The sequence below is a fragment of the Arthrobacter sp. Z1-9 genome (assembly GCF_054792695.1).
This window is the reverse complement of the sequence record NZ_CP096456.1, coordinates 2,182,433-2,195,391: the sequence shown is the minus strand read 5'-3', so window position 1 is coordinate 2,195,391 and position 12,959 is coordinate 2,182,433. Positions and strand designations below refer to the sequence as shown.

At 61.8% G+C, this 12,959-nt stretch carries 15 protein-coding genes; 12 read left to right on the top strand and 3 right to left on the bottom strand.

The genetic code is table 11. The features are described 5' to 3' along the window. Window positions 1-38 precede the first annotated feature (38 nt). A complete protein-coding gene (gene ctaE, locus M1D93_RS10115; RefSeq protein WP_458782004.1) occupies window positions 39-713 on the bottom strand; it encodes an aa3-type cytochrome oxidase subunit III in 675 nt (224 codons plus the stop codon). Between the two features lie 112 nt (window positions 714-825). Here ctaE and trpD point away from each other — a divergent pair, with 112 nt between their 5' ends. Next, on the top strand, window positions 826-1,884 hold the full coding sequence (trpD, locus tag M1D93_RS10110; protein ID WP_461171454.1) for an anthranilate phosphoribosyltransferase: 1,059 nt from the start codon (window positions 826-828) through the stop codon (window positions 1,882-1,884). Window positions 1,885-1,898: 14 nt separating this feature from the next. On the opposite strand, the gene M1D93_RS10105 is transcribed toward trpD, so the two are convergent. Then, window positions 1,899-2,180: an Lrp/AsnC family transcriptional regulator gene (locus tag M1D93_RS10105; RefSeq protein ID WP_256249639.1), complete on the bottom strand. Its 282-nt coding sequence runs from the start codon at window positions 2,178-2,180 to the stop codon at window positions 1,899-1,901. 119 nt (window positions 2,181-2,299) lie between these two features. Next, a complete protein-coding gene (locus M1D93_RS10100; RefSeq protein WP_461171453.1) occupies window positions 2,300-2,701 on the bottom strand; it encodes a DUF3054 domain-containing protein in 402 nt (133 codons plus the stop codon). A 181-nt stretch (window positions 2,702-2,882) separates the two neighbouring features. On the opposite strand from M1D93_RS10100, the gene M1D93_RS10095 reads away from it, so the two are divergent. The 11 genes from M1D93_RS10095 to M1D93_RS10045 all read left to right on the top strand — a co-directional run bounded on the left by M1D93_RS10095 (window position 2,883) and on the right by M1D93_RS10045 (window position 12,742). After that, window positions 2,883-3,281 (top strand): VOC family protein, encoded by a 399-nt coding sequence (locus tag M1D93_RS10095; RefSeq protein ID WP_461171452.1) that lies wholly within the window; start codon window positions 2,883-2,885, stop codon window positions 3,279-3,281. 70 nt (window positions 3,282-3,351) lie between these two features. Then, the gene (locus tag M1D93_RS10090; RefSeq protein WP_461171451.1) at window positions 3,352-3,825 is read left to right on the top strand and encodes a VOC family protein; all 474 of its coding nucleotides are present in this window, start codon (window positions 3,352-3,354) and stop codon (window positions 3,823-3,825) included. Between the two features lie 83 nt (window positions 3,826-3,908). Then, complete coding sequence (locus M1D93_RS10085) at window positions 3,909-4,058, top strand: hypothetical protein (protein ID WP_461171450.1); 150 nt, start codon at window positions 3,909-3,911, stop codon at window positions 4,056-4,058. 128 nt (window positions 4,059-4,186) lie between these two features. Further along, a complete protein-coding gene (locus M1D93_RS10080) occupies window positions 4,187-5,224 on the top strand; it encodes an alpha/beta fold hydrolase (protein ID WP_461171449.1) in 1,038 nt (345 codons plus the stop codon). An 82-nt stretch (window positions 5,225-5,306) separates the two neighbouring features. Beyond that, a complete protein-coding gene (locus M1D93_RS10075; protein WP_461171448.1) occupies window positions 5,307-5,906 on the top strand; it encodes an LURP-one-related/scramblase family protein in 600 nt (199 codons plus the stop codon). A gap of 183 nt (window positions 5,907-6,089) precedes the next feature. Further along, window positions 6,090-8,831 (top strand): LuxR C-terminal-related transcriptional regulator, encoded by a 2,742-nt coding sequence (locus M1D93_RS10070; protein WP_461171447.1) that lies wholly within the window; start codon window positions 6,090-6,092, stop codon window positions 8,829-8,831. Between the two features lie 133 nt (window positions 8,832-8,964). Next, window positions 8,965-9,651 carry a hypothetical protein gene (locus M1D93_RS10065; protein ID WP_461171446.1) on the top strand — a complete coding sequence of 229 codons (687 nt, stop codon included), beginning with the start codon at window positions 8,965-8,967 and terminating at the stop codon, window positions 9,649-9,651. Between the two features lie 30 nt (window positions 9,652-9,681). After that, window positions 9,682-10,011, top strand: a complete 330-nt coding sequence (locus tag M1D93_RS10060) for a hypothetical protein (RefSeq protein ID WP_461171445.1) — start codon at window positions 9,682-9,684, stop codon at window positions 10,009-10,011. 58 nt (window positions 10,012-10,069) lie between these two features. Further along, a complete protein-coding gene (locus tag M1D93_RS10055) occupies window positions 10,070-10,531 on the top strand; it encodes an SRPBCC family protein (protein WP_461171444.1) in 462 nt (153 codons plus the stop codon). 271 nt (window positions 10,532-10,802) lie between these two features. After that, on the top strand, window positions 10,803-11,444 hold the full coding sequence (locus M1D93_RS10050; RefSeq protein ID WP_461171443.1) for a hypothetical protein: 642 nt from the start codon (window positions 10,803-10,805) through the stop codon (window positions 11,442-11,444). 275 nt (window positions 11,445-11,719) lie between these two features. Continuing rightward, window positions 11,720-12,742 carry an alpha/beta fold hydrolase gene (locus M1D93_RS10045; protein WP_461171442.1) on the top strand — a complete coding sequence of 341 codons (1,023 nt, stop codon included), beginning with the start codon at window positions 11,720-11,722 and terminating at the stop codon, window positions 12,740-12,742. The last annotated feature ends 217 nt before the right edge of the window (window positions 12,743-12,959 follow it).

Sequence of the window (12,959 nt, the reverse complement as noted above, 5' to 3'; positions counted from 1 at the left end):
TGAAATTCTGCCTCTTGTAGAAAAAGAATCAAAGCTGGCTACTTGAGTACGTAGATGACCAGGAAGAGGCCAATCCAAACGACGTCGACGAAGTGCCAGTAGTACGAGGTGACGATTGCGGACGTTGCTTCGAAGTGCCCAAACTTCTTCGCGGCAAAGGAACGGCCCATGATCAGGAGGAACGCCACCAGGCCGCCGATCACGTGGAGGCCGTGGAAGCCGGTGGTCATGTAGAAGGCTGAACCGTATGCGTTGGAGGAGAGCGAGACGTGCTCCGAAACCAGCATCGCGTATTCAGTGGCCTGGCCGGCGACGAAGAACGCGCCCATAAGGAAGGTCAGGGTGAACCATTCGTTCATACCCCACCGGGCGAACTGGAAGGCCCCTCCGGTGCGGCGTGGCTGCAGCCGCTCGGCGGCGAAGACGCCCATCTGGCAAGTAAACGAACTTGCCACGAGGACGATCGTGTTGGCGAGCGCAAAGGGGAAGTTGAGCTTGGCTGTCTCATCCGCCCACATCTCTGCACTCGTGGAGCGCAGCGTGAAGTACATGGCGAAGAGACCGGCGAAGAACATCAACTCGCTGGAGAGCCACACAACGGTTCCAACGGAAACCATATTGGGGCGGTTCAGCGTGGGGTGCGCCGGGGTACTGGGGGCATGGGTCGCAGATGTCACATAGACATTATGTCTGTAAAAGTCCGTGCTGCCCAACGCAAACCGCCTTTTCGGGGGACTTTTTCTACAAAGACGCGAATTCGCCCTCAAAAGTTCCCCGGGCCGTTCACATTGGTCACTCCCGGCCATCCCCCGATAGCATCAGCAGGTGACTTCACAGGCATCTGCAGCGGCGGCAGGCCACACCTGGCCGCGGCTGATTTCGGCACTGATCAACGGCAAAGACCTCTCAGCGGACGGCACTGCCTGGGCCATGGACACCATCATGTCCGGGGAAGCGACGCCCGCCCAGATCGCAGGGTTCCTGGTCGCGCTGAGTGCCAAGGGCGAGACCGTTGAGGAGCTCTCCGGCCTGGTGGATGCCATGCTTGCCCACGCAAAGCCTGTCTCCATTACAGGGGAGAAGCTGGACATCGTCGGAACCGGCGGTGACCAACTCAACACCGTCAACATTTCCACCATGGCCGCGCTGGTGGCCGCCGGGGCAGGCGCCAAGGTGGTGAAGCATGGCAACCGGGCAGCGTCGTCGTCGTCCGGTTCGGCGGACGTGCTGGAAGCCTTGGGAGTCCGGCTTGACCTGTCCATTGAAGAGGTGGCGCGAAACGCTGAGGAGGCCGGAATCACCTTTTGCTTCGCCCAGGTCTTCCACCCGTCGTTCCGCCACACAGCCGTTCCCCGGCGCGAACTGGCCATACCCACAGCCTTCAACTTCCTTGGCCCGCTCACCAACCCGGCCAAAGTCCAGGCGTCAGCAGTGGGCGTCGCCAACGCCAGGATGGCCCCGCTGGTGGCGGGCGTCCTGGCCCAGCGCGGGAGCCGGGGCCTGGTGTTCCGCGGAAACGACGGGCTCGATGAGCTGACCACCACTGGACCGTCCACCGTGTGGGAAATCCGCAGTGGCACGGTGACGGAACTGACATTCTCCCCGGCGGACCTGGGCATCAAACCGGCAACTGTGGAGCAGCTCCGCGGGGGAGATGCACAGGCCAATGCCGCGGTCGTCCGCGAGGTCCTTGCGGGCAAGGAAGGCGCGGCCCGGGATGCCGTCCTGCTTAATGCGGCGGCCGGCCTCGTGGCGTTCGACACCAGTGCGGACGGGCCGTTCTTTGACCGGATGCAGGCAGCATACCGCCGTGCAGCCGAGTCCATTGGCTCAGGCGCTGCCGCAGCTGTCCTGGAGAACTGGGTCTCGCTCAGCCGTCAGTGATCCGCTTTGCCCGGCTACTGCTCGAAGCCGAGGGCGAAGGCCGCGTCCAGGTCATGCTGGGAGTAGGCACGGAACGCGATGTGCGTGGTTGTATGGACAACGGCAGGAACCTTGGACAGGCGGTCCGCAATAACGTCGGCCAGGTCCTCGTGCCGGGATACCCTTGCGACGGCAATCAGGTCCCATTCGCCGGTGACGGAGTACACCTCGCTGATGCCCTCGATCGCTGAGATCTCCTCGGCCGTCTCAGGAATGCGGGCAGCGTCGGTCTTGATCAGAACGAATGCGGTGATCACGATGAATCCTTCCGGATCTGTTGCGCCGTAGCATAGCCCGGCAAGCTTTTCGGTGCTGCCAGCCTATTACATCAGGGGTGGCCGACGGCGGACCTCCAGCGGCCCCCGGCCGGCATTGTTTAGGCGCTCCGCAGCCGTCGGGCCCCTGCCCAGGCCAGTCGCCACCCGACCAGCAGCAGGCCCAGGCTCAGCAGCGCCACGATGATGAACGGCAACACAACCGTCTGGCCCGTAAGCAGCCGGAGCACCATGCCGCCACCAAGGGCACCAAGCCAGACCGCCAGGCCGGTCCGGCGCACCGACAACGGGTTCCGCCACGCTCTTGCAGCAAGCCACCCAAGAGCAGCCCCGGCCAGAAACGGCCAGGCGGTCAGCAGTACGCCGGCGATCACATCGCCGCGTTGGTGGGCGTCACGGCCGACGGCGGCGAACACCAGGATCAGGACGGCGTCGGCGACGGCTGCAGCTGCCGCACTCCGCCCAGTGGATGAAGGGAGGGGCCGGTGAATCGAACGCGTCATGGCTTCGAGCCTAGCAACTGGCCGTTCTTCCGGTGGCGCCGCCCTTGCCTGGCCCAGTTGCCTGGTCCAGTTGCCTGGCCCGGTTGCCAGGCCGCCCTGTTCGGCCCCTTGTTTGCCCCCCTTGCCGGGACCCCCGTGGTTGAGCAGGATGGACAAACCAGGCAAAAGGAAGGTTGGAACCATGCGTCTCATCCAGGTAGCCCAGTACGCCGGCGACCTCCAGCGGGCGGCGGGGTTCTACTCCGATCTGCTGGCGGTTCAACCAAGGGCGGTGTTCGACCCTCCCGGCCTTGTGTTCTTCGATCTTGAGGGCGTGCGGCTGCTGCTGGAAGCAGGTGCCCCGCGGGCTCTTCTGTACCTTGACGTTCCCGATGTGAGGAAGTCCGTGGACGAGCTCACGGACAGGGGAGTGGAGGTGGTGGCACCCCCGCGGGTGATCTACAGCCATACTGACGGGCTGCTGGGCCCGGCAGGCACGGAGGAATGGATGGCATTCATCCGGGACAGCGAGGGCAACACGCTGGGACTCGTCAGCCAGGTGCCGACAGGACCAGCAGCTCCCGAACCGCCGGGCGCATGAAAGCGTTGCGCCTTGAGCGCGTTGTCCAGCCCCGGCTTCAGCACTAGGCTCAAGCTGGAAGGGAGCAGCCATGCCACGCACCATCGGGACATGCCTCTGGTTCGAGGACCAGGCGGAAGAGGCAGCAGAGTTCTACACGTCGGTGTTCGACGATTCGAAGATACTTAACGTCTCGCGCTTCGGCGAAGGTGCGCCCGGTCCCGCGGGGCAGGCGATCGCCGTCGAGTTCGAATTGGAAGGCCGCGGGTTCACGGCGCTGAATGGTGCACGGGCTTGCAGTTTTACCGAGGCGGTTTCGTTTGTGGTCGACTGCGAGGACCAGGAGGCCGTGGACCGTTACTGGGCCGCGCTGACGGACGGTGGCAGCGAAAGCCAGTGCGGCTGGCTCAAGGACCGATTCGGAGTCTCGTGGCAGATCGTTCCGTCCGTCCTGAGTTCCTTGATCGCGGGCCCCGATCCGCGGGGTTCGCAGCGGGCGATGGAGTCCATGCTCGGCATGCGGAAACTGGACATTGCCGAACTGCAGAAGGCCTACAACGGCTGACTCCCGGAACGACGTAGCTGTTTGGATGTTCGTTCCTGTCACTGCAGTGCTCCCGGATAATCCGGCCGGTAGCATCGGGTCCAATGAATAAGCCGCTGTGGATCTGCTGCCTGGTGGGCGCCGCCCTCGGAATCACCCTGGGCCTTGCCGTCTTTGACAGCCCGTTTATCGGCTTCGCCCTGGGACTGGGCATTGGCGCCGTAGTGGGGGCCGGCATCGGGCCTCGGCGCTGACCTGCACTCCCGTCGATTCACCACCTCCATCACCACTTGTGGTGATGCTGCGTCACCACACGCATCCGTAGTTTTGGAGATGTCCCCGGCACCCATGCCCAGGACAAACCACAATCACGGAGGCTGAGATGGCCATCACCCGGTCCGAATCGCTTACAGACCATACAAAACGTCGTTGGCCATTCCGTCGCACGCGCAAAATACTTGGCGTTGTCGCTATCACTGCGTTGGGAATAACGCTTGCATCCACAGGCGCCAACGCGTTCCTGGAACAGCAGGAGAGGTCGAGCACTGCCCAGTACGGTGAACTGGTGGAGGTCGCGGGAGGCTCATTGAACGTCGTTCGGGCTGGCACCGAAGGTGGAGAGCCCCTGGTCCTGCTCAGCGGTCTGGGCACGATAGCTCCGGCGCTGGACTTCGCCCCTTTGATCAGGGAACTCGTTGCTTACGACGTCATCGTCGTCGAGCGCTTCGGGTACGGCTACAGCGACATGAGCGCACGTGATCGGACCGTGGAAAATATCAACACTGAGCTCCACGAGGCCCTCTCCTCACTCGACATCGGAAAGCCATACGTTTTGGCCGGACATTCGATCGCGGGCTTCTACACACTTGACTATGCCAACCGGTACCCAAGCGAAGTATCCGCCGTTATCGGCATCGACCCCAGCGTGCCCACCACCGAGCTAGCGAAGCAATCCGAGGCTGGCGGCGGAATCAATATCATCGGAATCCTGTCCACAGTTGGCCTGGTCCGAACATTGGTCTCGATTGCTCCCGGCGCGGTAGATCCGAAAAGCGACGACTTCACCACAACCGAATTGGAACGCATGCGCCAAATGACGATCTGGGACTTCGGCAACGCGGCAGTCGCCGATGAAAGCGCCCGGGTCGCCAGCAATGCCGCAGCTCTCCACGGAGTCACCTACCCGGAGAACATGCCCGTTCTTCACTTCCTCGCCAGTGACAGCGTGGCCAATCTTCCGGACTGGCTCGAGTCGCACAAGAACCAGCTTAAGAGCGTCAACCGCCACGAAATCATCGAGCTCAATGGCCTGCATAACCTGCAGTGGACGCAGTCAACGGCCATGGCTCAGAGGATCACACAATTCCTTCAGGACATTGACGGAAACGGCCAGCCGGAGGACAAGGAACCGTCCTCTTAGCCGGAGCTAAAGTCAAGGCAGAGAACATAACAACAGGCGGACCTCACAACTGATCGGAACCGCCTTAACCACGAGGACGAACATGAGCGTAGAGCTTGCCCAGGGCATCGACCGTTTCACCGTGACACAGAAGCTCACCCTGATGGTGAACCGGTACGAGATACGTTCCGTGGCCGGAGACGGGCAGCCCGGGCACCTGCTCGCCGTCGCCCAGCAGAAGCGGGCCGCCTTCAAGGAACAGGTGACGTTCTACCAGGACGAGTCAAGGACCACGCCGCTTTTCTCCTTCAAGGCCCGGCAACGCCTCGATCTCGGCGCCACCTATGACGTGCTGGACGCCAATGGGCAATTGCTCGGCAGCTTCCGGAAAGACTTTGCCAAGTCCCTGCTGCGGTCCACCTGGCACCTCGAAGTGCCCGGGCTCAAAGTAACCGGAAGTGAACGCAGTCTCGGGGTCGCCATCGGCCGGCGCATATGGGAAGCGACACCCCTTGGAGACGCGATCCCTTCGCCCTTCCGCTTCCACTTCGACTTTGTTGACTCGAACGGAGAAGTGCTCATGACATCAGAACGGGGACGGTCCCTGCGCGACCGGTACCTCATCACCCTTCCAGGCGCACGGCTCGATGGCCGGGTCGCGGCGGCGATGGCAGTGGCACTGGATGCTCTCCAGTCCCGATAGAGCCGCCAAGACGATAGGAGTACGCACATCAGCGCCTGGCACCGGGATGCTGAGAAACAAATTGTTGATGTAACGCCGGCCAGCTGGTCTTTCCCGTGCTCCCGCTGCGGTCACCGCTGTTGCTCACGTGTCATCGACCGACTAACTGGATTGCGGTCGAAACAGCCCCTCTATACTGGGGGCATGCCAACGCCCGTGCTGGCGACGAAGCTCTTTTTCCCTGCACCGCGCCCGCAAATCACTTCCCGGCCCCGGCTGTTCCAGCGTCTCAACGATGAACTGGGCGCTAGCCGGAAGCTGTCACTCGTGTGTGCTCCGGCCGGCTTCGGCAAAACCACCCTGCTCAGCGAATGGATCACCCAGCGCAGACGGCAGCACCCGGGCGTAGCTATCGCCTGGCTGTCCCTCGACGCGCACGATAACGACCCCTCACGCTTTTTGGCCTACCTTGTTGCTGCACTGCAGGGTGTTGACGCGGAAATCGGCGCTGAAATCACGGGCCTGACGCTCAGTGGCCAGGTCCTGGCGGTGGAACCTGCGCTGACGTCCCTGATCAACGACATAGCGCGGTCCGGGAAAGAGTTCATCCTCGTGCTTGATGACTACCACGTGATTGAAGAACGACCTGTTCATGACGCCCTCGTGTTCCTCCTTGACCATCTGCCGCCACAGCTGCACCTGGTCATTGCCACCAGATCGGATCCTCCGCTGTCGCTGGCCCGCTTACGGAGCCGGGGCGAGCTAACCGAGTTCCGGGCCGCAGACCTGCGCTTCACACCCGACGAAGCGGCTGATTTCCTCAACCGGGTCATGAATCTGGGTCTTTCAACAGACGACATCGCTGCTCTCGAGACCCGGACCGAGGGGTGGATCGCGGGGCTTCAGCTGGCCGGGGTGTCTCTACGGGAGCACGGGGATGTCTCCGGGTTCATCAAGGCTTTCACAGGAAGCCATCGCTTCGTCATCGACTATCTGCTGGAGGAGGTGTTGCAGCATCAGCCGGAAGAAGTCCGCAACTTCCTGCTGACCACAGCTCCTTTGGACCACATGACAGGAGGTCTGTGTGAGGCACTCACAGGTGTGGGTGGAGGCCAGGGCATGCTTGAGGCGCTGGAACGGGACAATCTGTTCGTAATTCCACTGGATGACCGGCGGCAGTGGTACCGCTATCATCATTTATTCGCCGAAGTCCTGCGTGCACGTGCGTTGCGGGAACTGCCCGGCCGCGTGCCTGAGCTGCATCGGCTGGCAAGCGAGTGGTACGAACAGAATGACCTGACGGAGGACGCGGTTCACCATGCATTGGCGGCCGAGGACTTTGGACGTGCCGCCGACCTGATCGAATTAGTCCTGCCGACAATGCGCCGGACCCGGCAGGATGGGGTGATGCTGGCCTGGCTGACGGCGCTCCCTGACGAGGTGGTCCTTACCCGGCCCCTGCTCAGTGTCTTCTACGCCTGGCGCACGCTCGTCTCCGGCGACCTCGACGCCGTCGAACCCTGGCTTCGGGCGGCTGAACAGGGACTGGAAGCCCAAGCAGCAGAGGACAAGGGGCCAGAAGATGCCGCGCCGACATCAGACCGCGGACAAGAGCTCCGAATGCTGCCATCAACGATCGCGATGTACCGGGCCTCCTTGGCCCAGGCCCGGGGCGACGTTTCCACCACTGCGCAGCACGCACGGGAGGCCTTCGAACGTGCCGGGCCGGAAGACCACTTCGCCCGTGGGGCCGCAGCGGCGTTTCTTGGCTTGGCGTCCTGGGCACAAGGCGACGTTAAAACGGCTGTCAACACCTTCTCCGATGCAGTCGCGAGCCTCCATGAAGCGGGAAACCTCACCGATGAGCTCAGCAGCACCATCCTGCTGGCAGACATGCGGATCGCGAGGGGACAGCTTCAGGAAGCGCGAACGCTTTACGAACAGGCCCTTGGCCATGCGGCCGCCCAAGGACAACCGCTGCCACGTGCCACTGCTGAACTGTATGTGGGCTACAGCGAGCTCAGCCGTGAATTTGGCGACCTGGAGAGCGCAGCCCGGCATCTGCAAATCAGCAAAGAGCTGGGCCGGCAAGTCGCTCCCTTGACGGAGCACTCTTACCGGTGGTTCGTTGCGATGGCAGGCGTAAGAGAAGCCGAGGGGGACACTGCCGGGGCCGCTGAGTCCCTTAACCAGGCCCAGCTCCTGTATCTGCGGGGCTTTTTTCCGGAAATCCTCCCAATCCCGGCGTTGAAGGCGCGTTTGGCGATCAGGCAGGGGCGGCTGTCAGAGGGCTGGGAGTGGGCACGCAGCCGCGGCCTGCTGCCGGTGCGGGAGCTGAGCTACCTGCGGGAATTTGAGCACCTCACCCTGGCGCGCCTTCTCATTTCCCAATTCAAGGTCCTGCCGGCAGAGAAGACGATTCAGGAGGCGGAGGACCTGCTCACGCGCCTGCTCAACGCTGCGGAGGCAGCCGGACGCAAAGGAAGCACCTACGAGGTCCTCGTGCTGCAGGCCCTCGCACTGGACGCCCAGGGCCAACGCGCCCTGGCGATGGCACCCCTGGAACGTGCCCTGGCTGAAGCCGGACCGGAGGGTTACGTCCGCCTCTTTCTTGATGAAGGCGCGCCCCTCGCGCCGCTGCTGGCTGAGGCAGCAGGCAAGGGCACCACCGCGGCCCGCTACGCCCAGCGCCTCCAATCCACGGAAACCGCGGAATCTCAAAAAGCCATCAGTAGGACTGACACACCTCGGCTGGAGGACCTGAGCAAACGCGAGCTGGAGGTACTGAGGCTACTGGGCTCGTCACTTAGCGGACCGGAAATCGCCCGCCAGCTCTTTGTCTCGGTCAACACCCTGCGCACCCACACCAAGCGCATCTTCACCAAGCTTGAGGTCAACAGCCGGCGGGAAGCGGTCCGCCATGGCAAGGAGCAGGGCCTGATTTGAGGGCCCGGCCAGCTCCCCCGGAGTCACCACATCTGTCACCACGGATGGTGACGCGGAATCACCACACCCCTCCGTAGCTTCAGGGTGTCCGGGAAATCCGTTCCGGGCCAATTCAGAGCAGAAAGCGCGGACCATGAGCATCACACCGGGCAAACTTACTCAGGCCGCCGGCATGTCTGCCCTGCTGGCCGGGCTCCTATACATTCTCAGGCAACCACTGCATCCAACAGATGAGGTGTCCGAAGTTTATGGTCTCGCCTGGCTGATCGTGGGATACATGACTTTGTGCATGTCAGTTCTGGGACTGGCCGGCGTCACAGGCATCTACCTCCGGCAGGTCAAGGAAACCGGGCTGCTCGGACTGATCGGGTACCTCATGTTCGGTTCATGGTTCGTGCTGTTGACCGCTTTCACCTTCGCCCAGACCCTCATCCTGCCGCCGCTGGCTCCTGAAGCTCCCCGGTTCGTGGACAGCTTCCTGGGCATCTTCAGCGGCTCCGGCGGCGAGGTGAACCTGGGAGCTTTGGGATCACTGGCCTTGGTCTCAGCCCTGCTCTACATCCCGGGCGGCCTCATATTCGGCCTCGCCATCTACCGCGCCCGAATCCTTTCCCGCTGGGGCGCCGGCATCCTCATCCTCGGAACGGCCATGACGCCCCTTGCCTCAATCTTTCCGCACACCGCCGGCAGTGTCTTCGCCGTACCGGTGGGGCTGGCGATGATGTGGCTCGGCTATTCCCTCTGGTCTCAAGAACGAAAAAGGGCAGGCCACCAACTTGTCCCAGGAAGCCCCAACCCGTCCCACGCCCCCGCCAATTGAAACCGATACAGGACCTGTGCGAGCGAGTACGTGAACAACACCAGCGGGCATCTGATGCGCAACAAGGGGATGAACGACATGCCAGCAGAACACTACGGATCCGGACAGTACCAACTCCGCATCCGGGGACACCTCGACAGCTCCTGGACCGATTGGTTCGAAGGCATGGCCCTCATACAAGAAAACGATGGAACAACCACCCTATGCGGACCGGTCGTCGATCAGGCAGCGCTGCACGGCCTGTTAGCAAAAGTTCGGGACATCGGCGCGACGTTGATAGCCGTGAATCTCGTGGGCGACCAAGACCGCGGCGCTGGCCAAACAGCGGCCACACCTCCGATTTCACCCAACGACCGGTAGCAGAAGGCAGCGCGAAATTTCCCCGCACCCCCGGCCCAGTGTCTATTAGGAGGAAAAATTGAAAACCCTCTCAGTTACCACCCACATCCCGTCACCGCCGGACGTCGTGTGGAAGATCCTCACCGACTTTCCTGCCTACACCGACTGGAACCCGTTCATTACCCAGGCCAGCGGGGATCCTAGGATTGGCCACAAACTGAGCATCAGGATAGTCCCACCTGATGGGCGCGGAATGACTTTCCGTTCACGCGTGACCGCAGTGGAACCCGAGCGCTTGCTCGAGTGGTTCGGAACACTCGGAATACAGGGGCTCTTCGACGGCCGCCACGCTTTCGTCCTCAAACCCACGGCAGGCGGCACGACTCTTACTCAAACGGAATCCTTTTCCGGCCTATTGGTGCCACTCATGGCCGGGGTACTTCAACGGACAAAAAAGGGCTTCGAAAACATGAACAATGCCCTGCTCAGCCGGGCTGGCTCATGGCCCCCGGCGCCAACACAGCCTGAAACACCGGAATAAGCACCTGTCGCGAGTGTCGAAAGTTCCACCAGAACGAGGGGCACAGCGACCCCCTCCACTGCGGAGTCCGTCAGGCAGCAAAGCTCCAGAAGAAAAGACACCGACGCCGGTTTAGTCGGGAGATGCAGTACCAACCACCCCATTAGTCACCACAAGTGGTGACGCCAAGTCACTAAGCGCCCGCGTAGCTTCAAGTTATCCCGGCACCCCGGTCATGACGCCTCCTTCAACACTCGTTATTCGCGCAGATCCTCTAGATACGAGCTCCAAAATGTCATCCAAAATCCAAGTACCCCTACCTGCAGCACTCATCAGGATCTTTGCCTTCGCCGGATTCATCTCAGCAGCAATCCTGCTGGTCAACGCGGCAAAGAGAGCAGGGATCATTCCCACATCACCTTTCACCCAGCTCGCTGCACCGATTGCTCAAATCGCCGCCATCGGCCTGGTGATCGGGCTGTATCTGTTGGTTTCCCGGAAGGCCGGGGCCCTCGCAGCCTTGGGTGCCGTTATCTCCGTAATGTCTCTGGCCGGCCTCGTTGGGGTTGAGTTCGTCCTCAACCTCGTCTTTCCCTACATTGGCCAAGATGTGGTTGCCGTCCTGCGTTCAGGTCCCTTGGGGATCGCCCTCACAGTGGTATCGATGCTCTTCCTCCTCGGTACCGTGATCTTCATGCTCGCGCTGTGGCGCACTTCAAGCGTTCCCAAAGGCGCCATCATCCTGTACACGGCCAGTTCACTTCCCATCGCGCTGCGGACGGTGTTTCCGGAAACCGTGCTGCAACTGGGGCTGGTTGGCTTGGCCGTAGCCGCCGCTTTCCTTGCAACCTGGATGCTTCGCAACATTCCTCGTACAACAGCAGCCGACGGGGTCGCAGCCAGGGTGCAGTCAGCAGCGGTGAGCGCACCCTGACTGGCCGTAACTGCCCGAACCGCCCCGCCGACGCTTTGCGGTCAGCGGGGAGCGCCCAGCAGTGATTAGAACACGCTGAGAAAGCCGCTACCCGCAATTTTCTAAACGCCGCTTCCGTCAACCGGCCGGTGCGTGCCATTCGCACCTGCCCAGCACCCCACTTCTCTATTTGCTTACCGAAGGGTGCCCGGAGTCTTAAAGGCGCTTGGGATCGAAATAACCGCTGCAATCAACCAATGCCGGGTATTGACCCGGCTCTTGTACTAGGAGTAACAATGAGTTCGCTTACAGACCATACAAAACGCCGCTGGCCATTCCCCCGCACGCGCAAAATACTTGGCGTTGTCGGTATCACTGCGTTGGGCATAACGCTTGCATCCACAGGGGCCAACGCGTTCCTGGAACAGCAGGAGAGGTCGAGCACTGCCCAGTACGGTGAACTAGTGGAGGTCGCGGGAGGCTCAGTGAACGTCGTTCGGGCTGGCACCGAAGGTGGACAGCCCCTGGTCCTGCTCAGCGGGCTGGGCACGATAGCTCCGGCGCTGGACTTCGCCCCCTTGATCAGGGAACTCGTTGCTTACGACGTCATCGTCGTCGAGCGCTTCGGGTACGGCTACAGCGATATGAGCGCAAGTGATCGGACCGTGGAGAACATCAGCACCGAGCTCCACGAGACCCTCTCCTCACTCGACATCCGCGAGCCATACGTTTTGGCTGGACATTCGATCGCGGGCTTCTACACACTTGACTATGCCAACCGGTACCCAAGCGAAGTATCCGCCGTTATCGGCATCGACCCCAGCGTGCCCACCACCGAGCTAGCGAAGCAATCCGCGGCTAGCGGCGGCATCAACATCATCGGAATCCTGTCCACAGTTGGCCTGGTCCGAACATTGGTCTCGATTGCTCCCGGCGCGGTAGACCCGACAAGCGACGACTTCACCACAACCGAATTGGAACGCATGCGCCAAATGACAATCTGGGACTACGGCAACGCGGCAGTCGCCGACGAAAGCGCCCGGGTCGCCAGCAATGCCGCAGCACTCCACGGAGTCACCTACCCGGAGAACATGCCCGTTCTTCACTTCCTCGCCAGTGACAGCGTGACAACCTTTCCGGACTGGCTCGAGTCGCACAAGAACCAGCTGAAGAGCGTCAACCGCCACGAAATCATCGAGCTCAATGGCCCGCATAACCTGCAGTGGACGCAGTCAACGGCCATGGCTCAGAGGATCACACAATTCCTTCAGGACAGTGCCCCATCTCAGGCGCCGTCCACACCCCTTCAGGTGCGGTGACTTAGATGGAAGCGGACAACCGGCGAACAGTAACCCCTTTTGAGCCGCTCCCGCGGCCACTTTCAAACGCTGATAACGGGTACTCCGTCAACCCGTCTCGGTCGGGCAAACCCGTGCTCGCTGATCACACGCCGGAACTGATGCAACTCTGATCCGTCCATGACTGGGGTCAGTTCAGGTTATCCACGGCTGGGATTGGGAGCCGTTGAGATAGCTC

What these genes read in the sequence shown, in the direction of transcription:
- M1D93_RS10100 (WP_461171453.1), bottom strand. Translation starts at nt 2,701, where the DNA reads ATGACGCGTTCGATTCACCGGCCCCTCCCTTCATCCACTGGGCGGAGT.
- M1D93_RS10095 (WP_461171452.1), top strand. Translation starts at nt 2,883, where the DNA reads ATGCGTCTCATCCAGGTAGCCCAGTACGCCGGCGACCTCCAGCGGGCG.
- M1D93_RS10090 (WP_461171451.1), top strand. Translation starts at nt 3,352, where the DNA reads ATGCCACGCACCATCGGGACATGCCTCTGGTTCGAGGACCAGGCGGAA.
- M1D93_RS10085 (WP_461171450.1), top strand. Translation starts at nt 3,909, where the DNA reads ATGAATAAGCCGCTGTGGATCTGCTGCCTGGTGGGCGCCGCCCTCGGA.
- M1D93_RS10080 (WP_461171449.1), top strand. Translation starts at nt 4,187, where the DNA reads ATGGCCATCACCCGGTCCGAATCGCTTACAGACCATACAAAACGTCGT.
- M1D93_RS10075 (WP_461171448.1), top strand. Translation starts at nt 5,307, where the DNA reads ATGAGCGTAGAGCTTGCCCAGGGCATCGACCGTTTCACCGTGACACAG.
- M1D93_RS10070 (WP_461171447.1), top strand. Translation starts at nt 6,090, where the DNA reads ATGCCAACGCCCGTGCTGGCGACGAAGCTCTTTTTCCCTGCACCGCGC.
- M1D93_RS10065 (WP_461171446.1), top strand. Translation starts at nt 8,965, where the DNA reads ATGAGCATCACACCGGGCAAACTTACTCAGGCCGCCGGCATGTCTGCC.
- M1D93_RS10050 (WP_461171443.1), top strand. Translation starts at nt 10,803, where the DNA reads ATGTCATCCAAAATCCAAGTACCCCTACCTGCAGCACTCATCAGGATC.
- M1D93_RS10045 (WP_461171442.1), top strand. Translation starts at nt 11,720, where the DNA reads ATGAGTTCGCTTACAGACCATACAAAACGCCGCTGGCCATTCCCCCGC.